At 70.8% G+C, this 26,827-nt stretch carries 15 protein-coding genes; 4 read left to right on the forward strand and 11 right to left on the reverse strand.

The genetic code is table 11. From position 1 onward, the window contains the following. Nucleotides 1–3 precede the first annotated feature (3 nt). A complete protein-coding gene (locus JK363_RS21265) occupies nucleotides 4–441 on the reverse strand; it encodes an Lrp/AsnC family transcriptional regulator (RefSeq protein WP_201876546.1) in 438 nt (145 codons plus the stop codon). 171 nt (nucleotides 442–612) lie between these two features. Between JK363_RS21265 and JK363_RS21270 the strand changes: the two genes are divergently transcribed. Together JK363_RS21270 and JK363_RS21275 are read left to right on the forward strand one after the other, a co-directional pair. Next, complete coding sequence (locus tag JK363_RS21270) at nucleotides 613–1,887, forward strand: ArgE/DapE family deacylase (RefSeq protein WP_201876547.1); 1,275 nt, start codon at nucleotides 613–615, stop codon at nucleotides 1,885–1,887. A 143-nt stretch (nucleotides 1,888–2,030) separates the two neighbouring features. After that, complete coding sequence (locus tag JK363_RS21275; protein WP_201876548.1) at nucleotides 2,031–3,458, forward strand: amino acid permease; 1,428 nt, start codon at nucleotides 2,031–2,033, stop codon at nucleotides 3,456–3,458. A 163-nt stretch (nucleotides 3,459–3,621) separates the two neighbouring features. Here the strand turns inward: JK363_RS21275 and JK363_RS21280 are convergent, their stop codons facing one another. The 3 genes from JK363_RS21280 to JK363_RS21290 form a co-directional block, all read right to left on the reverse strand. Next, nucleotides 3,622–4,965: an MFS transporter gene (locus JK363_RS21280; RefSeq protein ID WP_236075975.1), complete on the reverse strand. Its 1,344-nt coding sequence runs from the start codon at nucleotides 4,963–4,965 to the stop codon at nucleotides 3,622–3,624. A gap of 175 nt (nucleotides 4,966–5,140) precedes the next feature. Continuing rightward, nucleotides 5,141–6,163 (reverse strand): ornithine cyclodeaminase family protein, encoded by a 1,023-nt coding sequence (locus tag JK363_RS21285; RefSeq protein ID WP_201876549.1) that lies wholly within the window; start codon nucleotides 6,161–6,163, stop codon nucleotides 5,141–5,143. A gap of 94 nt (nucleotides 6,164–6,257) precedes the next feature. After that, nucleotides 6,258–7,490, reverse strand: coding sequence for a PucR family transcriptional regulator (locus JK363_RS21290; RefSeq protein ID WP_201876550.1), 1,233 nt, complete (start codon nucleotides 7,488–7,490; stop codon nucleotides 6,258–6,260). Nucleotides 7,491–7,858: 368 nt separating this feature from the next. On the opposite strand from JK363_RS21290, the gene JK363_RS21295 reads away from it, so the two are divergent. Further along, entirely contained in the window at nucleotides 7,859–10,177 is a 2,319-nt protein-coding gene (locus JK363_RS21295) for an ATP-binding protein (RefSeq protein ID WP_201876551.1), read from the forward strand. Between the two features lie 310 nt (nucleotides 10,178–10,487). Beyond that, nucleotides 10,488–11,579 carry an RICIN domain-containing protein gene (locus JK363_RS21300; RefSeq protein ID WP_201876552.1) on the forward strand — a complete coding sequence of 364 codons (1,092 nt, stop codon included), beginning with the start codon at nucleotides 10,488–10,490 and terminating at the stop codon, nucleotides 11,577–11,579. Between the two features lie 122 nt (nucleotides 11,580–11,701). Here JK363_RS21300 and putP read toward each other — a convergent pair whose 3' ends face one another. The 7 genes from putP to JK363_RS21335 form a co-directional block, all read right to left on the reverse strand. Continuing rightward, nucleotides 11,702–15,283 carry a sodium/proline symporter PutP gene (gene putP, locus JK363_RS44245; RefSeq protein WP_201876553.1) on the reverse strand — a complete coding sequence of 1,194 codons (3,582 nt, stop codon included), beginning with the start codon at nucleotides 15,281–15,283 and terminating at the stop codon, nucleotides 11,702–11,704. Nucleotides 15,284–15,408: 125 nt separating this feature from the next. Next, entirely contained in the window at nucleotides 15,409–15,717 is a 309-nt protein-coding gene (locus JK363_RS21310) for a DUF4326 domain-containing protein (RefSeq protein ID WP_201876554.1), read from the reverse strand. A 24-nt stretch (nucleotides 15,718–15,741) separates the two neighbouring features. Beyond that, nucleotides 15,742–16,254: a PaaI family thioesterase gene (locus JK363_RS21315; RefSeq protein WP_201876555.1), complete on the reverse strand. Its 513-nt coding sequence runs from the start codon at nucleotides 16,252–16,254 to the stop codon at nucleotides 15,742–15,744. Nucleotides 16,255–16,518: 264 nt separating this feature from the next. Next, on the reverse strand, nucleotides 16,519–17,676 hold the full coding sequence (locus JK363_RS21320) for an acyl-CoA dehydrogenase family protein (protein WP_201876556.1): 1,158 nt from the start codon (nucleotides 17,674–17,676) through the stop codon (nucleotides 16,519–16,521). Between the two features lie 11 nt (nucleotides 17,677–17,687). Next, the gene (locus JK363_RS21325) at nucleotides 17,688–25,928 is read right to left on the reverse strand and encodes a type I polyketide synthase (RefSeq protein WP_201876557.1); all 8,241 of its coding nucleotides are present in this window, start codon (nucleotides 25,926–25,928) and stop codon (nucleotides 17,688–17,690) included. 28 nt (nucleotides 25,929–25,956) lie between these two features. Next, on the reverse strand, nucleotides 25,957–26,121 hold the full coding sequence (locus JK363_RS21330) for a hypothetical protein (protein ID WP_201876558.1): 165 nt from the start codon (nucleotides 26,119–26,121) through the stop codon (nucleotides 25,957–25,959). Further along, a partial coding sequence (locus JK363_RS21335) for a phosphopantetheine-binding protein (RefSeq protein WP_236075976.1) occupies nucleotides 26,118–26,827 on the reverse strand: 710 nt, incomplete at its 5' end. The genes JK363_RS21330 and JK363_RS21335, both read right to left, overlap by 4 nt.

Below are 26,827 nucleotides of genomic sequence, written 5' to 3' on the forward strand. Positions count from 1 at the left end.
CGCTTACAGCCGGGGCCTGTTGAACAGCCGGGACAGCACGATCACACTCTCGGTGCGGTCGATGACGGGGACCTCACGGACCCGCTGAATGGCCTGCTCCAGGTGCGCGATGTCCCGGGCGAGCATGTGCAGCATCGCGTCTGCCGCACCGGAGACGGTGCAGGCCTCGACGACTTCCGGGATCTCTTCCAGGGCCTGGTGCAGCTCGGCGGGGGTGGGGTGGCCCTTGCAGTACACCTCGATGAACGCCTCGGTCCGCCAGCCCAGCGCCTGGGTGTCGATGAGCGCGGTGAACCCGCGAATCGCCCCGGTGGCAATGAGCCGGTCGAGCCGCCGTTTGGCGGCCGGCGCGGAGAGCCCGGCCGCCTCACCGATCTCGGCATAGGTGCTCCGGGCGTTCCGCAGAACGCAACGGATGATCTCTTCGTCGATGGCGTCCACGCCGCTACCTCCACGGGAAGGGCAGCCGCTCCGCGCGCAAGAAAACTCCGCAGCGGCTTGAAGTAAGCAAGAAATCGAATTCAGAAGACAAGATATGGCAATTGATTGCGCTGATCGCCCGAACATAGCATCCGGAGCCATCCGCTTGGCCCCGATGACGGGAGTGACCCCATGGCCGCAGCGCTCAAGCCCGAGGAGTCCGCTGCTCTGGAGGCGATCGACGAGGACGCAATCGCCCGGATGCTCCTGGCACTGCTCGCGATCCCCAGCGTGACCGGGAGTGCCGCCGAGTCCGACCTACAGCACCGCCTGGCAGAACATCTGGGCCGACTCGGTCTGGACGTCGATCTGTGGTCCATGGACCTGCCGACGCTGCGTGCGCATCCCGGCTTTCCCGGGACCGAGGCGCCGCGCGAGGAAGGGTGGGGGCTGGTGGCGACCACGTCGGACGGCGGTGACGGACCGACGATGATCCTTCAGGGGCACGTCGATGTGGTGCCGCCCGGCGACCTTCGGGGGTGGCACGGCGACCCTTTTGTCCCGCGAGTGGCCGGAGACGTCGTCCACGCCCGTGGCGCCTGCGACATGAAGGCCGGGCTGGTGGCCAACCTCGCCGCCCTGGCGGCGATCCGCGCGAGCGGCGCCAGGCTGCGCGGCCGGGTGGCCGCCCACTGCGTGGTCGGTGAAGAGGACGGCGGGCTCGGCGCCTTCGCCACCCTCCAGCGCGGCCACACCGGTGACGCCTGCATCATCACCGAACCGACCAGCGGCACGCTGGTGACCGCGAACGCCGGCGCGCTGACCTTCCGTATCGAGGTTCCGGGCCGGGCCACGCACGCGAGTACCCGCGACGCGGGCGTCAGCGCCATCGATACGTACCTGCCCCTCCATCAGGCACTGGCCCGGCTGGAAACCCGGCGCAACGCGGACATCGACCCGCTGATGGCGGAGTCCAGGATTCCGTACGCGCTCTCCGTCGGCACGCTCCGCGCGGGTGACTGGGCGAGCAGCGTGCCGGACTGCCTGGTCGCCGAGGGCAGGCTGGGTGTCCGGCTCGGCGAGGATCCGGCCGAGGCCGTCGCCGACTTCGAGACCTGCGTGGCCGAGGCGTGCGCGGACGATCCGTGGCTGCGCACTCACCCGGCGACCGTGAGCTGGCCCGGCGGCCGGTTCGCCAGCGGCCGGCTGCCGAGCGGCCATCCGCTCACGGCTCTGGTCCGGGACGCGCACGCCGACGCGGTCGGCGGGCCGCGGCCGCGCGAGCGCGGCGCGCCCTACGGAAGCGACCTGAGGCTGTACGCCGCCGCGGACATCCCGACCCTCCAATTCGGTCCCGGCGATGTGCGCCTGGCGCACAGCCCCCGGGAGCAGATCTCCCTCCCCGAGATCGTCGCGGTGACCCGCACCCTCGTCCTCGCGGTACTGCGCACCGTCGGCACCGCGTAGGACGCACAAGACGCCTGCCCGGAGCGGGCGTCGGGGCCATCTCCCTCGGGCGGGACGGTGGCCACGAGAGAGGCCGGACACGTCGGGCACACCGAGCGGGACCGGCACCTGGAGCATCGAGCCGTGGAGCGAAAGGCACCATCATGACCTCAGCGAGGACCGCACCACCTCGTGCCGGCGACGACGCCGGCACAGCGACGCCCGACGAGGGCTACCAGCGGGGACTCAGCGCCCGCCAGATCCAGATGATGGCCATCGGAGGCGCGATCGGCACCGGGCTCTTCTACGGTTCCAGCACGGGCATCGCCGCGGTCGGGCCGAGCCTGGTGGCGTGTTACGCCGCCGCGGGCATCGTCATCTTCTTCGTCATGCGGGCGCTGGGGGAACTCCTCACCTACCGCCCGACGTCGGGCAGTTTCGCGGACTACGCGCGGGAGTTCTGCGGCCCGTTCGCGGGCTTCGTCACCGGCTGGTCGTACTGGGCCGCATGGGTCGCCGCGTGCATGGCCGAGGTGACCGCGGCCGGCCACTACATCGCCTACTGGTGGCCCGCCGTCCCGGTCTGGGCCACGGCCGCGGTCGCCCTGGTCGTGCTCTTCGTCGCGAACCTGGTCTCCGTCAAGCTCTTCGGCGAGCTGGAGTTCTGGTTCGCCACCATCAAGGTCGTGGCGATCACCGCCCTGATCGTGATCGGCGTCGGCGTGCTGACCTTCGGGTTCTCCTCCCTCGGACAGGGCGCCTCGGTCCAGCATCTGTGGGCCGACGGCGGCTTCGCGCCGCACGGTGCCTGGCAGACCATGGCCGCCATGCAGGGCGTCGTCTTCGCCTACCTGGGCATCGAGCTCATCGGCCTCACCGCCGGTGAGGCGGAGAACCCCAAGCAGACGCTCCGCAAGGCGATCAACACCCTTCCGGTCCGTATCGCGGTCTTCTACATCGGCGCGCTGATCGTCCTGCTCTCCGTCCTCAGCTGGACCGAGTACACCCCCGGAGTCAGCCCCTTCGTCCAGGTCCTCGCCCAGGTCGGCATCCCCGGAGCCGCCGGGATCATGAACTTCGTCGTCCTCACCGCCGCCCTGTCCTCCTGCAACTCCGGCATCTACTCCGCGAGCCGGATGGTCCGCGGACTGGCCGTCAACGGCGAGGCCCCGAGCGCCATGAAGAACCTCAGCAAACGCCATCTCCCGCTGCCCGCACTGGCGTTGTCCGCCCTTGTGATGGGCATCGGCGTCATCGTGAACGTCGTCTCCCCGGACAAGGCGTTCGTCTACGTCACCTCGGTCAGCGCCTGCGCCGGTCTGTGGACCTGGGGCATGATCCTCATCGCGCATCTGCGCTACCGGTCCAAGGCACGCGCCGGACTGCTGCCCACGGCCGACTTCCGGATGCCCGGTGCCCCGGTCACCAACTGCATCGCCCTCGCGGCCCTCGTGTTCGTGGTCGTCCTGATGGCCACCTCCAGCGACACCCGCCTCGGACTGTACGTATGGGCCGTGTGGTTCACGATCCTCACCATCGGCTACCAGGTCACCAAGCGGCGCACCGCGCGGTCGGCCCCGGCCCGGCCCTAGGGTTGCGTCGTCAAAGGGGGCGTCCGGCCGACGCCCGCCACACCAGCCCGCGTCGGTGAATCGAGGCTTGGCCACGTCATCGAGGGCCTCTGCCCGCAGTGACGGACAGAGGCCCTCGTCGTTCCGGCAGGGAGCGCCCCGCGCCGGGTGGTACCCGTGGGCGCTATCCGACCGTGACGGTGGCCGGCTTGTCCAGGGCGGCGGATTCATGGAGGGCCAGGCCACGGGTCTCCGGGGCCCACCGTATCGAGATGACGGCCCCGAAGAGCGTGATGGCCGCCGCGACGAGCATCGTCGTGCCGATTCCCCACGAGGTGAGGGCGAGCGGGACGAGATACGTACCGACCGCCGCGCCGATCCGGCTCAGTGACGAGGCGAGGCCGACGGCGGTTCCCCGGATCTCGGTGGGAAACAGCTCGTTGGGGTAGATCCACTGGAGGTTCTGGGTACCTCCGATGAGGACGGCGTAGGCGGCGAACAAGGTCATGATCACGGGGGCTGGGGCGGAGGGGAACAGGCCGAGCAGCAGGAGTGCCAGGCCGGACCAGGCGAAACTGTGGATGATCAGGGCCCGCCGGCCCATGCGGTTGATGACCACCATGGCGAGTACACAGCCGACCACGAAGAAGACCGTGATCAGAGCCGAACCGATGTTGGCCAGGCTGCCGTTGAGGTTGAGCGCGCCGAGGATACGTGGCCCGAAGGCGTACACCGCGAAGAGCGGCACGATCGAGCACGTCCAGAAGGCACTGACGAACAGCATGCGTCCGACGTAGCCGGACCGCCACAGCAGCGTCAGACCGGCGGTCTCGGTTTCTTCTTCGGGGAGATCCGAGATGCTGGCCTCGCTGCCGAACACCTTGCGCATGACGGCGTTGGCCTCGTCGACGCGTCCCTTCTTGGCCAGCCAGCGCGGCGACTCGGGGGTGCCCAGCCGCAGCAGCACGATGACGGTGGCGGGCAGCGCGGCGCTGGCGAGCATCCACCGCCAGCCGGTGTCGTCGACGGACAGCAGGGCCTCGCCGACGACATAGGCGGTCGCCGCGCCGACGAACCACATCACCATCAGGCCGCCGAGGAGCGGTCCCCGGTAGCGGCGCGGGGTGAACTCGGCCAGCAGCGAGGTGGCGATCGGGTAGTCGGCGCCCACGGCCATGCCGATCAGCAGGCGCAGGACGAACAGCCACACCGGATCGGAGGCCCAGAACTGCGCGACGGAACATCCGATGATGGCGATGAGGTCGATGGTGTACAGCACCTGCCTGCCGAACTTGTCGGTCAGGTATCCGCCGAGGAAGGCACCGCAGAAGATGCCTATGAGGGCGGAAGCGCCGATCAGGCCCTGGGCGGCGTCGGAGAGATCCATCTGCGGCCCCAGTTGCACCAGGGCGACGCCGACGATGCTCAGGACGTAGCCGTCGAGGAAGGGGCCTCCGGAGGAGTACAGGGCAAGTCTCTTGTGGAATCTGCTCAGTGGGGCGTCGTCCAGGACGCTTGATGCGGTCATGGGAATCTCCTGTGCCGGCCCGCGCGGCGCGAGCCGGCTCGGTGGGGCGGGGGGAGGCGGGGAAAGGCAGGGGTGCGGGGTGTGGGTGCTTCGGCGGTGTCTTGTGCGGGTGCTGAGCGCGGCAGGTGCTCAGGACCACGGCCCCGGCCACCGCCGCCGCCCGCCCACCTGGAGGTCAGAGGGGGAGTCGCACCCCGGCACCGTGCTCGAGCGCGCGGTGCATGATCGCGTGACCCACCGCGATGTCGCAGACGGCCATGCCGATGTTGCTGTTGACGATGATCTCGTCGGCGTTCTCACGGCCGGGCTGCACACCGGCCAGTACCTCGCCGGTCTCGGCAGCCACCTCGGGCAGGCCGTCGGGGAAGTACCCCATCGACGCGAACAGCTCGTGCTCCTCGACGCTGTCGACGATGTACTTGTCAGCGCGCCGTGAAGTGCGGGGATCCCAGAAGGTGTTCAGGTCGCACGGGAGGATCGTCTGCCCCGCGGTGACCCACTCGTCCTTCACCACCGCGAGCGGCTCTCGCAGGATGACCGTCGCCGAGCTCAGCACCTCCGCGCTCTTGGTGACCGCCTCGGGCGACTCGCCCTTGGCGATCCGCACGCCCAGTTCGGGTTGCAGCTTCGCGATCAGGGCGTCCGCGGCGGCCTCGTTGGTGTCGTAGACGTAGACGGTCTCCAACTCGGGCATCGCCAGGACCGCGTAGCGGACATGCTCGATTCCCTGCACACCGCAGCCGAACATCCCGAACGTGGTGGCGCCGGGGTGCAGTGCCGCGGCGGCCAGAACCGTCACCGCCGGGGTACGCATCGCGGTCAGCCACGCCGAGTCCATGACAGCCAGCGGCACACCGGATTCCACGTCATTGAGCACCAGCAGCCCGGTGGTCTGCGGAAGACCGAAGGTGCGCGGGTTGTCCGGGTAGCACTCGATCCACTTCGCGCCCACGATCCCCGGCCCCGGCAAGTAGGCCGGCATGGCGTGGTAGAAGACGTTGTCGTACGGGTGGACACCGATCTTGGCCGGCATCTCGTAGCGGCGGTGACCGTGCTCGACCAGGGCCTGGCGGGTGAGCTCCAGAAGGGCGTCCCGCGTCAGCCCAAGCTGTTCGACGTCCTGACGGGAGAGGTAGAGCAGCTCCGAGCCGAGCTTCAGCTGGTCCGCGACGCGCTGTCGGTCAGTGGGGAAGGTCATGCGAGGGTTCCTTCACGGTCGGTCCTCACCCGGGGCCATCTTCCGGGTTCCGCGCAGTCTCCGCCCGCCCGGTCCCCGCCGGCATCGTCACGGGTCAGGAACTTCCCCAGTGCTCTTCCTCTCCCTGTAGCAATGCCGGGATGTCACTGTTGAGGAGGCGCTGCATCTTCAGCCCCAGGTGCAGGGTCAACCGGTGGCGGCCGTTCTTCAGGTCCCACCCGGTCTTGTTCTCGACCTGGGCCAGCCGGTAGTAGAGCGTCGTCCGGTGGATCATCAGTTGCTCGGACGAGGCCGCGGTGTCCCCCGCGGCATCCAGGAACACCTCGGCGGTGTGGGCCAGGGAGTCGGTGCGTGCACCGGTGCTGAGTTCGGCGATCTGCGGCGGTACCACCAGCTCAGGAGAAGTCGTCGCGGCGAGCATGAGCGGGCCGTAGACACCGGTGTCCCGCCAGGAGACGACCGGTGCCAGCTCCGGCAGTTCGGCAGCGGCGAACGCCGCCAGCACGGCCTGACGCAACAGACCATGAGCCTCGTCGAGACGGCCGGGGTTGCTCAGACCGACGAAGACGCCGCCACCTTCCGCATCCCGCTGCCGCACACCCCGCCGCACCGCCTCGGCCAGCCATGCCGCTTCCCGCTCCACCCCGTGTCGGTCGGCGACGAGGACCACGCCGCGATCCCCCACCGCGGCGGCGAGCGCCCGGACCGATGGCTCGTCGCGGCCACCCCGACCGGTGGCGTCCGCGATCACGGCGGCGACCGCCTCGGGGTCCGTGCCCGCCCCGGCCACGATGACCACGATCTCGTCCTCCGCACCGACGAGCCCCTGGTCGACCAGGTCCCCCGCGGCGCGGGCGGAGCCCTCACCCCCGTGCAGCAGGTCGGTCACCAACGCCCGGCGCCGCTGCTCCTCCTCGGTCACCTGGAGCGACCGCTCCCGAAGCCGCGCCGACAACTGGACCACGCAGTCGCCCACCACCTCATCGAAGCGCTCCGCGTGCGCATCGATCAGCCACAAGTAACCGAGCAGCCGCCCATGATCGCGAATTGGATAGCACCGCCGGTCCTTGAGCCCGAGGGACGGACTGGCGGGAATCGACTGGGGTGTCTCAGAGGTGGCGATGCCGAAGCCGTTGAGGTACTCGGCGACGGGGGCCGGCAGCCGCCGGGACAGCACCACGTCGATACGGAGCTGGTCCTCGTCCCCGTAGTGACGGCTGCACACGATGAGGCTGCCGCGCCCGTCGTCCACGGCGACCGAATGCTGGATGCGGGCGGCGAGCGAGTCGACCAGCCGCTGGATCGCATCGGTGTAGGGCAGGACCACTGGGACTCCCGCTATGGATGAACGTCGTACACAGGTGCAACATAGCTCCTGCGGACGCTCCCGGCCGCGCGGTGAACACGTTCCGTAGCGCGAGGTCGCGCACCGTGTCCCATCGCACGTCGAACGGGGCCGCCGCCAACGGCGTCGAAGCCCGTGCGACCAGCCGCATTCCGCCCCGACCGACGTGGACGGCACGTCAGTCGTTCCGAATCCGTTATGAGCGTGCACGGTTTCGTTCGTTTTCCGCGGTTAGCTTCCGACTTACCGATCGCGTCCGGTGGGCATCCGGGCGGGCCCGGTGGCACCGCGAGACCAGGGGGAAGACCACCGCCGGCGGGCGGCCCCCTCCAGAGCAAAGGGCTTGAGGGATGGCGCGTTCGGGGGTACGGGAGGGCAATCTTCCGGCGGAGCTGAAGAGTTTCGTCGGACGCCGGAGCGAAGTACGCGAGGTGCGGCGGTTGCTCACCGAAGCCAGGCTGCTGACGCTGACGGGTGCCGGCGGCCTCGGTAAAACGCGCCTGGCCCTGCGGGTCGCCTCTGACGTGCGCCGGACTTTCTCCGACGGTGCGTGGTTGGTGGACCTGGCTCCGCTGGAAGAAGGAGCCCTGCTGGCACAGACGGTCCTGGCCGCGCTGGGACGTGACCACGATTCCGCCCGTCCGCCGGTCGAGGCGCTGACGGAATATCTGGCAGACAAGCAGCTCCTGCTGGTGCTGGACAACTGCGAGCATCTTCTCCATTCCTGCGCGGCGCTGACGTGTTCGCTGCTGGCGGCGTCGCCCGGCCTGCGGGTGCTGGCCACGAGTCGGCAGGCGCTGGGTGTGGACGGTGAGCAGCTGTTGCCCGTGCCGCCGCTGCCCGTTCCGGATCCCACCTCTCCGCCGCGGCTGCACGCCCTGGTCCACCATGAGGCGGTGCGGCTGTTCGTGGACCGGGCCTCGGCAGTGGTGCCCGGGTTCACACTCCGTGAGGAGCACCGTGAGGTGGTCGCCGGGATCTGCCACCGGCTGGACGGCATCCCCCTGGCCATCGAGTTGGCCGCGGTGTGGCTCCGGTTCCTGTCGCCCGAAGAGATCCTGGAACGTCTCGACGACCGGTTCGGCCTGCTGACCCGTGGTAGCCGCGCCGCTCCGCCCCGCCAGCAGACCCTGCGCGGCGCCATCGGCTGGAGCTTCAACCTGTGCACACCACCCGAACAGCGCGCATGGATACGTCTGTCGGTCTTCAGTGGCGCATTCGACCTGGAAGCCGCCGAGGCGGTCTCCTCGGGGCCGGAGTGCGACCCCGGACGCACCCTCGACCAGCTCGCCGGCCTGGTGGACAAGTCGGTGCTGATCCACGAGGAGCACCCGGACGGCCCGCGCTATCGCATGCTGGACACGATCCGTGAGTACGGCCGTGGCCACCTGCGCGACCTCGGTGCCGAGGAGCCCGTACGGCGCCGTCTGCGTGACCACTATCAGCAGTTGGCCGCCCGCGCGGAAGCCGAATGGCTCAGTCCCCGCCAGACGGAGTGGTTCGCCCGGCTGCGCCGGGAGGAGGTGAACATCCGCACCGCGCTGGAGTTCTGTCTGAGTACGCCGGGGGAGGAGGAGGCCGGGCTCCAACTGGTCGCCTCCTTGTGGCGGCATCGCCTCGGCGTCGGTGGCCTGGAGGAGCAGCGTCACTGGCTGGGGCGTGCGCTGGCACGGTCAGGTCCCACGCCTGCCAGGGCGAAGGCCCTGTGGGTGGACGGCTGGCTGGCCTACCTGCGCGGCGAGACCGCCTTCGGGCGGAGCCGACTGGCCGAATGCCAGGCCCTGGCCGAAGAGTTGGGCGATCCCGAGGTCACGGCCCAGTCCGTCCAGTTCGCCGGCCTGGTGGCGCTCTTCGAGGACGACCACCTCCAGGCCATCGAGCATGTGGAGCAGGCGCTCGACCTCCACCGTGCGGGCGGCGACCGCGGTGCGGAGTGGACCGATCTGTTCCTGCTGGCCCTCTCCTGCTGTCTGTCCGGGGATCCCCGCTCCTCGGTGCTGGGGGAGGAGTGTCTGGCCCTCTGCGACGCCCATGACGCGCGCTGGTCCCGCCCGTTCGCGCTGTGGCTCCTGGGACTCCACCGATGGCTGTCCGGCGACGCCGACGGCGCGATCGCCCTGCTGCGGGAAGGACTGCGCATCGAGCGGCCCACTCACCACATGCTCGCCGTCGCCCAGTCCCTGGAAGTGCTGGCCTGGGCCGAGGCGGCGGTCGGACGCCATGCAGAGGCCGCCAGACTGTACGGTGCGGCCGAGAACATCAGGCATCTGCTGGGTGCCGCACTGCCATGGGCCGGGATTCTGCTGCGCCACCACACCGAGTGCGAGGAGATCCTACGGCGCGCTCTCGGTGACGAGCGCTACGCGGCAGCAGTCGAGGAGGGCAGGGGGCTCACCGTTGACCAGGCGGTCGCCTGTGGGGTGGGACGCGGTGAGTCGCCTTTCGCGACCGGGCCCGACGATGCCCCCGCGCTTTCCGCCTTGACCCGGAGGGAACGTGAGGTGGTCGCGTTGCTCGCCGAGGGCCTCAGCGACAAGCAGATCGCCGCCAAGCTGGTGCTCTCCCCGCGGACGGTCGAGGGGCACGTCCGGCGCATTCTCGCCAAGCTGCACTTCACCTCTCGTACGCAGATCGCCACCTGGGCCGTCCAGCAGGAGTCGGCGCGGTAGCCGCCCACCGGCAACGCAGTGGTGCTCTCCGCCGCGGACGGGCATCGCCCGGAGCGGAAGTCGACGCTCTCACTCGCTACTTGGGGAATGTGCGTAGGGAAAGTGCGTACTCCTACGCTATGCCAGCCTCGGAGCGCACAGCAGTCTTGGCGGCGTACATCCGGCCTTCCGCGTCGGCACCAGCAGCTTGAGGACCTCGGACCGGACGACAGCGTCGTCCGCCGTGAAGCTGCGGGCTGACGGCATGGATGTGCGTGTACGGGGCCGGTCACGGCCGGCCCGAAGCGAACGATTGACGAAGGGGAGCGACGTGATCGCTACCTCCGTTCCCACCCGACCCGGCCTGCGTTCTCTCGCGAGAATGCTCGCCCTCGCCCTCGTGGTGCTCGGCTTGGCTGTGTCACCACTCAATGCCGGAGCGGCTCATGCCGACTCCTCCGCAACGACGGGCCTGACCATCCCGATCGGTGACGGCATGGGTCTCTCCCTGGACTCCAACGGCACCGTCAGTGCTCGCAGTGCGCCGGAACACGGCAGCTTCACTATCTCTCCCAACAGGGATGGCAGCTTCCAGATCCAGCCCGCCGACGAAGGCACCGGCGGCTGTCTCTACAACTACACCGCCGGGTCGGTTGTTTCCTCCTACGCGTGCAACGGTGCAGATGACCAGAAGTGGTATCTGGAGCCGTCGAACGGCTCCTTCCTGATCCGGAGTGTCACGGACAACAAGTGCATGACGGGCGGCAACGAATCGGCAGTCGTCATGAAGGACTGCGACGCGTCCCTCGAACAGCGGGCGCGCTTCAACCCGTCGCCCGCCACCGGCACGTCCGGCCCCGCCATCGCCGACCTGGCCACGCTGTACTCGCTGAAGCGGTGTCAGGAGGGTGGCGATCTCCAGTGCAGTTTCGGCAACCTGACGGCGGAGAAGGCGGTCATCGGCCCTGAGCAGTGCGTGTCCGCGCTGTACGACAACACGGACGGGAAGACCGCCGAAAGGGTGACCAGGTCGTATACACAGACCACAGGATGGTCGAACACCGTCGGGACCTCCCTCTCGGCGAGCTGGGAAATCGAAGGCGGTGTCGGGGACCTCATCAAGGTGAAGGTGGGCGCCTCCATCACCGCCAGCTATTCGCACTCATGGATGGGCTCCGAGAGCGTCAGGGACGACTACCCGTACACGGTGCAGCCCGGGCAGTGGGGATGGCTGACGCGCGGCCAGCTGTACAAGAAGGTGACAGGTGACTGGACCTTCACCAACAAGGCGCTCAACAACACCTGGACCGGGACCGGAACCTCCACCGTCCCCGCCCAGGAGGGCACTGACGGCCAGCAGAGCGTGATCAAGCCGCACTCCGCGGACAACCCGCCGACCAACTGCGTCGGCAGCACGGCCTGAGCATGCGGGTGCCTCGGCCGGCTGGGCCGGTGCGCCCCCTGTGAAGCTGTTGCCCGGTCCGGCTCGTGAGCCGGACCGGGCCACGGCCTCTACGGGCCGGCGATGCGCCGGACGTCCTGGCATCACGTCATCATGGCGGTGGGAAGGGGCTGTTCGGTCCAGATGATCTTGCCGCTCTTGGTGTAGCGCGTGCCCCATCGTCCGGTGAGCTGCGCGACGATCAGCAGCCCTCGCCCTCCTTCGTCCGTGGTCCGGGCATGGCGCAGGCGCGGCGAGGTGCTGCTGGCGTCGGAGACCTCGCAGATCAGGGTGCGGTCCCGGATCAGGCGCAGTTCGATCGGTCCGGTCGCATGGCGGATGGCGTTGGTGACCAGTTCGCTGACGATCAGCTCCATGGTGAACGTCAGATCCTCCATGCCCCACTCCGACAGCTGCCGGCCGGCGAGGGTGCGGGCATGCGCGACGGCGGCCGGGTCGACGGGCAGGTCCCAGGAGGCGACCTGGTTCGAGCCCAGGACGTGGGTCCGGGCGAGGAGGAGGGCGGCGTCGTCGGACGGCAGACGGGTCAGCAGGGCGTTGACCACGTCGTCGCCGGTCTCCCGCAGGGTCGGCCTGGGTTCCGCGAGGGCATTGCTCAACCGGTCGAGTCCCACGCCGATGTCCCGGTCGTAGGTTTCGACGAGGCCGTCGGTGTAGAGCGCGATCAGGCTGCCCTCGGCAAGCTCCAGCTCGACGGACTCGAAGGGCAGCGCTCCGAGGCCGAGCGGTGGTCCGGCGGGCAGTTCCAGGAAGTCGACGGCGCGGTCCGGGCCGACGATCACGGGCGGGAGGTGACCGGCCCGCGCCAGTGTGCACTGCCCGCCGACCGGGTCGTACACGGCGTACAGGCAGGTGGCCCCCAGGAACGCGGCGCCCACGCTCTCGTCCCCGGCCGCCGAAGGCTCATCGCCGCTGGGCGCTTCCATGAGGCCGATGACCAGGTCGTCCAGGTGGGCCAGCAGTTCATCGGGGGGCAGATCCAGGTTGGCGAGCGTGCGCACGGCCGTGCGCAGCCGCCCCATGGTCGCCGCGGCATCGATGCCATGTCCGACCACGTCTCCGACGACCAGTGCGACCCGGGCTCCGGAGAGCGGAATCACGTCGAACCAGTCACCCCCCACACCGCTGGGTGCGTCCGCCGGGAAGTACCACGACGCCACCTCCAGAGCGGATCCCCCTGTCAGCTCTTGCGGCAGCAGGCTGCGCTGCATCGAACGGGCCGCGATGCGCTCGCGGGTGAAGCGGCGCGCGTTGTCGACGCACACCGCCGCACGCGAGACGATTTCCTCGGCGAGACGCACATCGTCTTCTTCGAAGGGACCCAGACGCCGGGACCGGACGAACGTCGCCGCGCCCAAGGAGACGCCGCGAGCCTGCACCGGCACCACCATGATCGAGCGGAACTTGAACTCGCGGATCACGGCGGCCTGTGACGGGTCTTCGGCCACCCACGCACTGCGCGAGGCGTCCAGGATCGGTTCCACCAAGGTCCTGCCCTCCAGCAGGCAGCGGGCCACGGGGGACGAGGGGGAACGCTGGACCGCTTCACCCACGGCCAGACTCGCCTCCGGACAGCCCTCACGCACCGACTTCTGCCCCGCGCGACGCATGACGGGAGTGGTGTCGACCGGTCCGGGGGCCGGTTCCTCGCCTTTGATGACCGAGTCCAGCAGGTCGACGGCGACGAAGTCGGCGAGGGACGGAACGGCGTCGTCGGCCAGTTCCTGCGCGGTCAGTGTCACATCCAGCGTGCTGCCGATACGGGCGCCGGCGTCGTTCAGCAGGGCCAGGCGTTCCTGAGCCCGCCGGCGCTCGGTCACGTCGATGACCATGTACCAGATGCCCACGTGACGACCGTGGCGGTCTTCCATACCGAAGAAGGAGGCCGAGTAGGCGCGCTCCCGGTTGGGGTCGGCGTAACTGGGGCCGCGGAACTCGTGGTCCATCACCGGAGCCCCGGTTCGCAGGACCGTCTGCATTTTCTCCTCGAACGCCTCCGCTTCCAGCCTCGGCAGCACTTCTCTCACCTGCCGCCCCAGCCGTCGCTCGAGGGGGATCAGGCGCCCCAGTGCGTTGTTCACCCACACATACCGCAGGTCCGTGTCCAGGATGGCCACACCGACCGGTGCGTGGGCGAGAAACGGCTCGAGCATCAGCTGACTCACCCCGCCTCCCGGCAGGCGCCAGAAGGCGGTTTCCGGTGCCCGGCCGACGAATCTGCCGAAGACCAGCGCGGCGACCGTGGCGACCAGCACGCCCGGGACCATCTCGTAGATGCCCGACTGAAGCGGCCCGAGCAGCGGATTGATCTTCTTCCACAGAAGCACCGTGGCCGCGCCCGAAACGATGCCGGCCATGGCCCCCGCCCAGGTCATACGTGGCCAGTACAGGGAGAGGAGGACGACCGGCCCGAACGCGGCTCCGAAGCCCGCCCAGGCGTAGGCGACGATGTTCAGCAAGCCGCCACCCTTGAGCGCGATCACATAGGCGACCAGGATCACCAGCACGACGGTGCAGCGGCCGACCGTCACCAGCACCTTGTCCGCGGCCCGTCGGCTGAGGAACGCGTGGTAGAAGTCCTCCGTGAGGGCGACGGACGACACCATGAGCTGGCTGTCCGCGGTCGACATGATCGCGGCCAGGATGGCGATCAGCATCGCCCCGGCGATCCAGGGACTGAACAGTGTCTCGCTCAGCGCGATGAACACCGTCTCCGGGTTGTCGAGTGGTGTGTGGAGCCGCCCGATTCCCACCAGGCCGACGAGTGTGCCGCCCGCGAGCACGACAAGCACCCAGCCTGTTCCGATACGCCGGGCCGCGGGAATGGCACGAGTGCTGCGGATGCCCATGAAGCGGGCCAGGATGTGCGGCTGGCCGAAGTACCCGAGGCCCCAGGCGAGCAGCGAGATGACGGAGACGGCACTGAGCGCCCCGCCTGCCGACCACTGGCCGTCGGCGAAGCCGGCCCTGGCCCCCATGTCGACCAGGCTCGGTGTCTTGTCCCTGAGGGCGTCGTCCAGCGCTCCGAAGCCCCCGAGCGCCGTGATACCGACCACAGGGAGCACAACCAGCGCCAGGAACATCAGCGTGGCCTGCACCACGTGCGTCAGGCTCACGGCGAGGAAACCACCGAGGCACGAGTAGACCATGATCACCAGAGCGGTCAGGGTCACCGCGAGCGCGAAGTTGACGTTGAAGACCTGCTCGAACAGCAACCCCCCGGCCACCAGCCCACTGGCGATGTAGACGGTGAAGAACACGATGGTGACGGCCGCCGAGACGATCCGGAGCAGCCGGGTACGGTCCTCGAACCGCTCCTCCAGGTAGGCCGACAGGCTCACGGCGTTACCGGCGCGCTCGGTGTAGATGCGCAGCCGGGGCGCGACGAAGAGCCAGTTGAGGTAGGTGCCGATGGCCAGACCGATGGCGATCCAGCTGGCGCCGAGCCCGGCCGCGTACACGGCTCCGGGGAGCGCCAGGAACAGCCAGCCGGACATGTCACTGGCCCCTGCGGAGAGGGCGGCGACCAGCGCGCTGAGCCGTCGGCCGCCCAGGGCGAAGTCGGCGAAGGTGTGGGTGCGGGTGTACGCCCAGACACCCACGCCGATCATGGCAGCCACATAGATCACGAACGTGATCACGACGGGCGCGCTCAAGTGGAACATGTATCCCTCGCTTGCCAGGGCCGCAGCCGTCGGCATGCTGCGGCCTGGACCCCTACCAAACAGAATGCACGGATTTCGGCCGGAGCGGGCCGGTCATGGCTTCCCGGAGGGCGGAGGTGCCGGGGTCAGTGCTGGTCAGCCAGTTCCGCGATGACCTCGGCGTGGCACGGCAGCGGGGCGCACCAGCAGCCGAGGCGGCGGCCGCGCAGGGTGGGGAGGAGGGCCAGGAGGTCGGGACGGGCGAGGAGGTGGGCGCGGTACTTCTCGAGGACCTCCTCGCGGGTGCCGTCCGGGCCGGGGCGGTACGGGCTGGCGAGCGGGGAGGCGTCGAGGTGCCAGCCGCCGCGGTGCATGGCCCGGCCGACGTAGACCACATCCGCGTAGGCCGGGTCGTCGCGGTGGCCCTTGAGGTTGACCACGGTCGTCCTGGGCATGGCGTTCGCTCCTTCCGGCTTCGGTCAGCCGCCCTGGGGGCCGCCGATGATCGCGCAGGTGGTGGTGGCGTGTGCGTACAGCTTGCCGTCGGCGGCGCCGGTGACGCGCGCCTCGGCGGTCGCGGTCGTCCGGCCCGTGTGCAGGACCGTACCCTCGCAGCGCAGCGGCGGGGTGTCGGCGAAGACCGGGCGCACCAGATGCACCCCCAGTTGGACGGTGGTGTAGAGGCGTCCGGCGGGGAGGGTCGTCAGTACGGCGCTGCCGAGGGCCGAGTCGAGCAGGGTGGCCAGGAAGCCGCCGTGGACGGTGCCCATCGGGTTGAGCAGATGCTCCCCGGGCTCGCCCTCGAAGACCGCGCGACCCTCGGCCGCGTCGACCAGCTGGAAGCCGAGGGTGGAGCTGATCGGCGGCGCGGGCCGCCGTCCGTCCAGGACCCGCTGGATCAGCTCCAGGCCCGAGCGGTGGGCGTCCTCGGCGTCGGGGGCCGGAGGTGTCCAGGTGTGGGTGCGGGTGCGTGCGGTGGGGGAGTGCGTCATCGGTGGGGCGTCCGTTCTCGCGGCCGAGGTCCCGGTCCGGGCGATCGGGATGCCCTCACGCTAGGTCCGCGAGCGACCGTCTCCCAGTGTCGGAAACGACGGCTCCGATACCGTTTCCGGCATGGACGCGCCCGCGCACATGCGGGGATGGTCCCCGGGACACCGGGCCCCACCCCATCGCTGATCTGGTAAACGTGCAGATCAGAAGGGGTCCGACCCTTCCAGGTCGGACCCCTCGTCGTTCCGGCACCGGGCGATCGTGCGCTACGACCGCCGCGGCACGGGGATGACGTAGCGGTTGAAGAGCAGGTCGCGCATCACGTCGTCGCCGCCTTCGACGATCGAGACGTAGCGCACGTCCCGGACGAGCTTTCCGATGGGGTGATCGTTGGTGTAGCCGAGTCCGCCGAACATCTCCGAGCCGACGGAGGCCACGTCCCAGGCCGCCTGGCCGCAGAACATCTTCGCCGTCAGGGCCGTCTTGAGCGTGCCCTGCCGGGCGAAGATCGCCGGTGCCTCCGGGTCCGACATGACCGTGTCGTAGTCGCGGGCCGCGCGGAGACAGTGGCCCTTCATGACGTCGATCAGCATCTCCATCTGCCCCAGCTTCTGCGCGAAGACCGGGCTCTGAAGGAGCGTGCCGCCGCGGAACGGCTTCGTCTTGGCGTAGGTCATGCAGTGGTCGCGGATGCGCCGGGCGATGCCGACCGCCGTCGTGGCGATCAGGATGCGGCTCGCGTTGAGGCCGATCTCCAGCAGCCGCAGCCCCGAGCCCGCCAGCCGGTTGGCCTTCGGCACCCGGCATTCGTCCAGCCGCACCTGGTAGGTGTGGGAGGCCCGGAGGCCGATCACGTCCCACCGCTTGACGATCTCGATGCCCGGGGTGTCCCGGGGTATGAGGATCGCGTGGTGCTCCTCGGGGTTGTCCGCGTCCCGGGCCACGACCACGATGAAGTCCGCGAAGTCGGTGTTGGTGGAGAGGAACTTGTCACCGGTGACGACGAGTTCGTCCCCGTCCCGGGAGACGACCGTCTCGATCTTGTCCAGCTCGCTGCCGGCGTTCCGCTCGCTCCCCAACGTGGCGCAGAACGAGCCGCGGGCGGCCATCGGCTCCAGATAACGGGCCTTCAGCACGTCCGATCCGTAGAGCTGGACCATGCTGGTGGTCAGGACCGAGATGAACAGCGTGAAGGCCACCCCGGCGTCCCCGTAGGAGATCTCGTTCACGACCTCGACGCTGTCCTCCAGGGACAGCCCGCGACCGCCGAGTTCCTCGGGCAGCCACCAGTTGGCGAGCCCCGTCTCGCGGAACGCGTCGTACACCTGGGAGGGCTTTTCCGCCAGGGTGTCCATCTGCTCGGTGTCGCCGGCAAGATGCTCCTTGACGAACCGGCGAACGGTCTTCAGGTCCTCAGTCTTCATCGTCCTTGTCCTCACTCGGCGAAAGCTCGCTCGATCAGGTCCGCGACATCCATCGAGTCGAACTCCTCTTCGGCCTCGTCCGCGGCTGCGTCCTCGTCGTCCCGGTCCTCCCCGTCCTGGTCGTCCTGCGTGAACAGCAGCTCCCACAGGCGTGCGGCCAGGGCCGCCGGGGTCGGGTAGTTGAAGATGACGGTCGGCGGGATCTGGATCCCCGTGTCCTGCTTGACCTGGTTGCGGAACTCCACACCGCTCAGCGAGTCGAAGCCGATCTCCTGGAAGGTCATGTCGGCGTCTATGTCGTCGGCGTCGGGGTAGCCCAGCACCACCGCCGCGGTGGACAGCAGCAGGGCCTGGAGTTCGTCCACCTGCTCCTCCCGCGACAGCCCCGCCAGCCGCTTGAGGACCGGGGGTTCGGCGTTCTCCTCGACGCGCTCGGGCCGCGGCCCGACCATGCCGCGCAGCAGCACCGGCACGCTGTCCTGCTGCCGCAGGGCCGCCCGGTCCAGCACGACCGCAACCGTGGACGACGCCGCCGCCTGCCGCGTGAGCGCCGCGTCGAACAGGTCCATGCCCTGCTCCGCGGACAGCGGCACCATCCCGTTGCGCCGGAAGCGGCGCAGGTCGGCCTCGGCGAGCTCGCCCGCCATACCCACCTCCCACGGGCCCCACGCCAGCGAGAGCGCGGGCAGTCCGGCGGTCTTGCGCCCCGCCGCCAGGGCATCCAGGAAGGCGTTGGCCGCGGCGTAGTTGGCCTGCCCCGCGTTGCCCAGCGTCCCGACGACCGAGGAGTAGAGGACGAACGAGGACAGCCCCGTCTCCCGCGTCAGCTCGTGCAGGTGCCACGCGGCGTCCGCCTTCGGACCGAACACCCGGTCCAGCGCTTGCGGCGTCATGGACTCCGAGGCCGCGTCGTCCAGCACGCCCGCCAGGTGGACGACCGCGGTCAGCGGGGCCGTCCGGGGGATGCGTGCCAGCTGCTCGGCGAGTGCCGCACGGTCGGAGACGTCGCAGGGCACCTGGGTGACCTCGGCTCCGAGCGCGGTCAGCTCCTCCGCCAGCTCGGCCGCGCCCGGGGCCTGCGGCCCGCGCCGGCTGAGCAGCAGCAGGTTCCGCGCCCCGTACTCGGTGACGAGATGCCGGGCGACCAGCTCACCGAGGGCACCGGTGGCGCCGGTGAGCAGCACGGTGCCCTCCGGGTCCCACTCCGGCCGCTCCACCGTTGTCGCCTCCGCCGCGACCAGGCGCGGGACATGGACGACGCCGCCGCGGACGGCGAGCTGCGGTTCGCCGGAGACGTCCAGTGCCTTGAGCGAGGCACAGGACTCCTCGGTGCCGTCGGCGTCGACGAGTGCGAACCGGCCGGGATGCTCGGCCATGACCGCGCGCACCAGACCCCAGACCGCCGCGCCCGACGGGTCGGGTGTCTCTTCGCCGGTCACCGCCACCGCCTGCCGGGTGACGAACACCAGCGGCTCGTCCGCGGAGGTCTCCTCACGCAGCCTCTCCTGGACGCGGGCGAGTACCTCCTGTGCGTGCCGCCGCGCCGCCGCCGGAACGTCCTCGCCCGCCTCCGGCTCGACGTACATGAACTCCGCGTTCGCGGGGCGCGCGGCGTCGGCCGCCTCGGGCCGGGCCGTCCACTCCACGGCGAACAGGCCGGCCTCACCGGCGCCACCGGTCAACTGCTCCACGGAGGCGGGCATGAGCGCGAGGGAGTCGACGGAGAGTACCGGCTGCCCGTCCTGGCCCGTGATCGTGAGCGACACCTCGCGCGGGCCCCTCCGCGCGATCCGCACCCGCAGCCGCGTACCGGCGTGACGGTGCAGCGACACCCCCGACCAGGCGTAGGGCAGCAGGGCCGCCGCGCCCGCGTCCTCGGACTCCGCGAAGAACGACAGCATCGGGTGCAGCGCGGCGTCGAACGCCGCGGGGTGGACGCCGAACCCGCCGGTGGCGTACGGAACGCCCTCGGGGAGCTGGATCTCGCCGTAGACCTCCTCGTCCGTGGCCCACATGGCAGCCAGCCCCTGGAAGGCCGGTCCGTAGTCGTAACCCCGCCCGGTCAGCTCCGGGTAGAAGTCCGCGAGTTCGACCTCGGCGGCGTCCCGCGGGGGCCACACCTGCGGACGGGCGTCCCGCGGGGCCGGTGCCGCCGCGGACAGGTAGCCGATCGCGTGCCGGGTCCACGCGCGGGCCGGGCCGGACGCCGTCCGTGAGTAGATCCCGATCTCGCGCCGCCCGGAGTCCTCGGGCCCGCCGAGGACGATCTGGAGGCGCACCGGGTCCTCACCGAGGATCAGGGGTGCCTGGAGGGTGAGTTCCTCCACGCCCCCGGCCGCGCCGCCGAGCTGGTCGGTGAGCGGACCGTCGGGGTCCACGGCACGGAGCGCCATCTCGACGAAGGCCGCGCCGGGGAGGACCGCGCTGCCGAAGATGGCGTGGTCGGCCAGCCACGGTGCGTCGGTCAGTGAGACCTGGCCGGCGAGGATGATCTGGTCGCCGACCGCGAGGTCGGTGGACGCCACGAGGAACGGGTGCTCGACGGGCACCACCGCGCCGGCGGCATCGCCCACCGCGGCCGGACGCTCCGCCCAGTACCGCTGCCGGTCGAAGGCGTAGGCGGGCAGCTCGGCGTGGCCCGCGGTGACCCCGAGCGCGCCGAGGCAGGCACGCCAGTCGACCGGTGTCCCCCCGACGTGCAGGCGGGCCAGCGCCTCCACGACCGACCGGGCCTCGGAGCGGTCCTTGCGCACCAGGGGGACGGCCCTCACCTGCGGTGCCGTCTCGGCCAGGCTCTCCTGCGCCATGGCGGACAGCACCCCGTCGGGGCCGACCTCCACCAGCACCTCGGCACCGGCCTCGACCGTGGCGCGGATGCCGTCGGCGAACCGGACGGTGTCCCGCACATGCCGCACCCAGTACTCGGGCCGCTCCAGCTCGCCGTCCTCCGCGACACCGCCGGTGACGTTCGAGACGACCGGGATGCGCGGCGGCGCGTAGGTCACCGACCGGGCGACCTCGGCGAACTCCGCCAGCATGGGGTCCATCAACGGCGAGTGGAAGGCGTGGGAGACCCGCAGCCGGGTCGTCTTGCGGCCCTGCGAGGCGAAGAGCGACTCGATCGCGACGACCGTGTCCTCGTTCCCCGAGACGACGGTGGACAGGGGGCCGTTGACGGCGGCGATCGACACCGGTCCGGCATCCCCGCCGTCGAGCGCGTCGCGGACCTCGTCCTCGGCGGCCTGGAGGGCCACCATCGCCCCGCCCCTGGGCAGGGCCTGCATCAGCCTGCCCCGGGCGGCCACCAGCCGGGCGGCGTCGGCGAGCGAGAACACGCCGGCAACGTGGGCGGCGGCCAGTTCACCGATCGAGTGCCCCACCAGCACCGCGGGGGTGATCCCCAGCGATTCCAGCAGCCGGAACGCGGCCACCTCGAACGCGAAGAGCGCCGGCTGCGTCATCCCCGTCTCGTCCAGCAGCGACGCCGCCTCGGAGCCCTTCTCGGCCGTCACCACCTCGTCGATCCGGTGCTCCAGCATGGGGTCGAGTGCGGTGCAGACCTCCTGCCATGCCCGGGCGAACACGGGGAACGTGCCGACGAGTTCACCGCTCATGCCCAGCCGCTGGCTGCCCTGCCCGGAGAACAGCACGCCGACGGCCGAGGCCGGCGGCCCGGCACTTCCGGTGATCACGCCTGCGGCCCGCTCGCCCTTGGCCAGCGCCTCCAGGCCGGCCAGCAGTTCCGCGCGCCCGGCGCCCAGGACCACCGCACGGGTGTCGAAGTGGGCTCGCCGAGTGGCCAGGGACAGCGACACCCCGGCCACGGAGGGCGTCGATTCGGCGGACGCCGCCGCCAGGAGCCGCTCCGCCTGCCCGACCAGTGTCCGGGAGCCGCGTGCGGACAGCAGCCAGGGCACTACGCCGGCCGGCTCCTGCTCGTCGCCGGTGTCCGGGACCGGGACGACGTCGCCCTGCTCGATGACGACGTGGGCGTTGGTGCCGCTGATCCCGAACGAGGAGACAGCCGCCCGTCGAGGTCGCCCGGCCTCCGGCCAGGTCTGCTCCTCGGTGAGCAGCTCCACCGCCCCCGAGGACCAGTCGATGTGCCGGGACGGCTCCTCGACGTGCAGCGTGCGCGGCAACACGCCGTGCCGCATGGCCATGATCATCTTGATGATGCCGGCGACGCCCGCGGCGGCCTGGGTATGCCCGATGTTGGACTTCACCGAACCCAGCCACAGGGGCTCCGCCCGCTCCTGGCCGTAGGTCGCCAGCAATGCCTGGGCCTCGATCGGGTCGCCCAGCGTGGTGCCGGTGCCGTGCGCCTCGACCGCGTCGACGTCCGACGGGGCCAGCCCGGCGCTCGCCAGCGCCTGCCGGATCACCCGTTGCTGCGAGGGGCCGTTGGGGGCGGTGAGCCCGTTGCTCTCACCGTCCTGGTTGACCGCACTGCCGCGCAGCTCGGCCAGCACCCGGCGGCCGTTGCGCCGGGCGTCCGAAAGACGCTCCAGCACCAGCACGCCCACGCCCTCGGACCAGCCGGTGCCGTCGGCGGCGTCGGAGAACGCCTTGCAGCGGCCGTCGGGCGACAGACCACCCTGCCGCGCGAACTCCACGAACATGCCCGGCGTCGACATCACCGTGACACCGCCCGCCAGCGCCAGGGAGCAGTCACCCGCACGCAGCGACTGCGCTGCGAGGTGCAGCGCCACCAGCGACGAGGAGCACGCGGTGTCCACCGAGACCGCCGGGCCCTCCAGGCCCAGGGTGTAGGCGACCCGTCCGGAGACCACACTGGTCGCGCTTCCCGTCAGGGCGTGGCCGCCGAGGTCGCCGGGCACGTCGTTCAGCTGCGGCAGGTAGTCCTGGGCCATGGCGCCCATGAAGACGCCCGTCGCGCTGTGGCGCAGCGCCGTGGGGTCCTGACCGGCGTGCTCCAGAGCCTCCCACACGGATTCCAGCACCAGTCGCTGCTGCGGGTCCATCGCCAGCGCCTCACGCGGGCTGATGCGGAAGAAGGCCGCGTCGAAGTCCCCGGCGTCGGCCAGGAAGCCGCCCTTGCGCGGAAAGTCCGTGCGGGGGTCCAGCCGCCAGCCCCGGTCCTCGGGGAACCCGGAGATCGCGTCGGCGCCTTCGGAGACCAGCCGCCACAGGTCCTCCGGGGAGGAGACACCGCCGGGCAGCCGGCAACTCATGCCGACGATCACCACCGGGTCGTCCGCGACGGCTGCCGCGGCAGCGTCCTGCGGGCGCTGGTCCTCGCGAGGGCCGGAGAGCCGCTCGCGCAGGTGCCGCACGAGCAGCGTGGGAGTGGGGTGGTCGAACAGCAGCGAGGACGGCAACCGCAGGCCGGTCGCCGGGTTCAGGCGGTCCCGCAGCTCCACGGCGGTCACCGAGTCGAAGCCCAGCTCCTTGAACGTGGCGTCCGCCTCGACCGCCCGGGGGTCGCCCAGCCCCAGCACGGCCGCCGCCTGCGAGCGGACCAGCGTCCACAGCTCCTTGTCGCCCGGCACGGCCGGACCGCTGTCGGCGGTCGGCGGGGCGTCGGCCGCGTCGGCCACCGGCACGGCCTGTCCGCCGTCGGCGGCCCCGAGGTTCCCCGGCGACGGCAGCCCCTGCGGCAGGGCCCCCTGACCGGTGACCCAGTACGGCCTGCGCTGGAAGGCGTAGGTGGGCAGCTCCACGCGGCGCGCACCCGTGAAGAGGTGGCCCCAGTCCACCTCGACGCCCTTGGTGTACAGCTCGGCCATGGACAGCAGCAGCCGCCGCCCCTCGTCCTCCCGACGGCGCAGCGTCCCTTGGACCACCGCGTCCTCCACGGTGTCCGAGATGGCCATGGTCACCACCGGATGCGGGCTGATTTCGATGAACACCCCATGGCCCGCTTCGGCCAGCCTCTCGATGGTCTCCGAGAACCGCACCTCCTGGCGAAGGTTGCGGTACCAGTACTCGGCGTCCATGGTCGCCACGTCGATCGGGCCACCGGTGACCGTGGAGTAGAACGCGACACCCGTGTCGGTCGTCTCGATGCCCTCGGCAACGCGCAGCACCTCGTCCCGGATGGCCTCCACATGGGGCGAGTGGGAGGCGTAGTCGACGGGGAGGACCTTCGCGCGGATGCCGCGTGCCTGGCAGTCGGCGACGACGGCGTGCACCGCCGCCACGTCGCCCGAGACGACCACCGCGTTCGGGCCGTTGACGGCCGCGATCGACACCCGGTCCTGGTCCACGTCCGCGGCGGGCATGGCGAGCGAGGCCAGTGCGCCCTTGCCGGAGAGACCGGCGTCGATGGCGAGGCTGCGCCCCACCGAGAGCCGCAGTCCGTGGGCCAGCGAGATGATGCCCGCCGCGCACGCGGCGGCGATCTCGCCCTGGGAGTGCCCCACGACGGCGTCCGGCAGGACGCCCGCCGAACGCCACACCTCGGCCAGCGAGACCATCACGGCGAACAGGGCGGGCTGCACCACGTCCACGCGCTCCAGCGCCGCCTCGTCCTCCAGCACCTCCCGGAGCGACCAGTCCACCATGCCGCTCAGCACGTGCTCGCACTCCGTCATGCGGGCGGCGAAGACCGGGGAGGAATCCCACAGGCCGCGCGCCATGCCGGCCCATTGGGACCCCTGGCCGGGGAAGACCCACACCACGCCCGCGGGGGTCGCGGCCGAGCCCTCGGTGACGTGCGCCGCGGGCTCACCCGACGACAACGCCGAGAGACCGGCGAGCAGTTCGGCGCGGTCGGCGGCGAGGACGACGCCGCGGTGCTTGAGCGCCGAGCGGGTCGTCACGGTGGAGAAGCCGATGTCCGACGGGCGCAGGGCGTCGTCGTTCACCACCCACTCCCGCAGCCGGCCGGCCTGGGCGCGCAGGGCGTCCATCGACTTGCCGGAGACCACCACCGGAACCACGTCGCCCGGGTCGGCGGCGTCCTGTGCGGAGTCCGGCTCCGGCACGGTGGCAACGGGTGGGGCGCCGACCACCAGATGGCAGTTGGTGCCGCCGACGCCGAACGAACTGACCCCGGCGACCCGGTCGTCACCGGCCCACGCGCGGCCGGCCGTGTTGACCCGCAGCCGCCAGGTGTCCATGGGGATGGCGGGGTGCGGCTCGGCGTAGTTGAGGCTCGCCGGGAGGACGCCGTGGCTCATCGACAGGCCGACCTTGATCAGTCCTACGACGCCCGAAGCCCCGTCGAGGTGACCGATGTTGGTCTTCACCGAGCCGACGAGCAGCGGATCGTCGCTCGGCCGGGACCCGGCGAAGACGGAGCCGAGAGCACCGGCCTCCACCGGATCACCGGCCCTGGTGCCGGTGCCGTGCAGTTCGACGTATCCCACCTGCTCCGGCGTCACCCCCGCCCGGGTGTGGGCCTCGCGGAGCAGGGCCTGTTGCGCGTGGCTGTCGGGGACGGTCAGCGCCTGCCCGTCGCCGTCGTGGTTCACCGCGCCGCCCAGCAGCACGCAGTAGACGCGGTCACCGTCGGCGACGGCGTCCTCCAGGCGCTTGAGGACGATCACGCCCGCGCCCTCGCCCCGCACGAAGCCATTGGCGCGCGCGTCGAAGGTGTAGCTGCGGCAGTCCGGGGACAGGGCGCCGGCCCGGGCCAGCGCGAGGGTGCTGTCCGGCACCAGGTTCAGGTGCACCCCGCCCGCCAGAGCCAGCCCCGTCGCGCCCGACAGAAGGCTCTGGCACGCCATGTGGACGGCGACGAGCGAGGAGGACTGAGCGGTGTCCACCGTCATGCTCGGTCCGTGGAAACCCAGTTGGTGGGATATCCGGTTGGAGATCAGGCCCCGGCTCAGCCCGGCGAGGGAGTGGTGCGAGACCGCGTCCAGGCCGTGCCGGGGGACGAGCGAGGCGTAGTCGTCGCCGGTGGCGCCCAGGAAGACCGCGGTGGATGTCCCGCGCAGGGACTCCGGTGCCGTGCGGGCGTCCTCCAGGGCCTCCCAGCTCAGCTCCAGCGCGAGGCGCTGGCGGGGGTCCATCGCCGCGGCCTCGCGCGGGGATATGCCGAAGAAAGCGGCGTCGAAGTCGGCCACCCGCTCGACGAATCCACCCCGGCGGTACGGCGCGAGATCCTCGACGTCGTACCACCGGTCGGAGGGCGCCTCGGTGATGGCGTCCTCGCCGTCGCGCAACAGCTTCCAGAAGCCCCGGAGATGGTCCGCCCCGGGAACCCGGCACCCCATCCCGACGACGGCGACGGCACCCCCGACCGGGGCATCGTGCCGCCGCTCGACCTGGTTCACGTGCATCAGTTCAGACCTTTCCCCGTCAGAAAGCTCAAGCGTTGTCGTCGGATTCGAACGTGGTGACCGGCGGGACCCCGTGACCGTCAGTGGGTGGCGCCCCTCGGACCAGGCCCTGGGCCGCGCGGCCCAGGTGCAGCGCGATCAGCGAGGAGGAGCGGGCCGTGCCCACCGGCACGGCCGCCCCGTCCCTCGTCATGCCTCACCGAAATCGCCGTCGATCAGCTGGAAGACCTCGTCCATGGTTGCGGCGGCCTCGATCCGTCCGCTCGTACCCTGCCCGCCGTCCATGAGCGCGGCGGCCATCGCGCGTAGCCGCCCGGCCACGTGCTGCTTCTCCTCCGCGGCGGTCGCGGCGAGCAGGTCTTCCAGCTTCGTCAGTTCCTCGTCGATGGATGGCGTCGCGTCGTCGCCCGCCGCGCTGCCACCGCCCAGCTCCGTGAGCAGCAGCCGGGTGATGGCCGCCGGAGTCGGATGGTCGAAGATGAGCGTCGCGGGCAGCTGCAAGCCGGTGGTCTGGGTGAGCCGGTTGCGCAGCCCCACGGCTCCGAGCGAGTCGAAACCGAGCTGCCTGAACGGCCGTTCCGCATCGATCGCGGCGGCGGAGTCGTGTCCGAGGACCGCTGCCACCTGTGTCAGGACCAGCTCCAGCACGACCTTCTCGCGGTCCGCCTCATCCGCCTCCGCCAGCCGCTGCGCGAGCGACCCACCCGTGGGCTCCGCCGGCCGGGCCGGTGCCCTGACCAGACCACGCAGCAGTGCGGGCAGCAGCCCGGCCTGCGCCTGAACGCGCAGGGCACCGGGGTTGAGCCGCACGGGAGCCAGCAGCGCGGTGTCCGCCCCGAGCGCCTGGTCGAACAGCTCCAGACCCTCCTGGTCGGACAGGGGCACCGCGCCCATCTGCC

Origin of the sequence: Streptomyces coffeae (assembly GCF_016741875.1) — a bacterium.
GTDB lineage: Bacteria > Actinomycetota > Actinomycetes > Streptomycetales > Streptomycetaceae > Streptomyces > Streptomyces coffeae.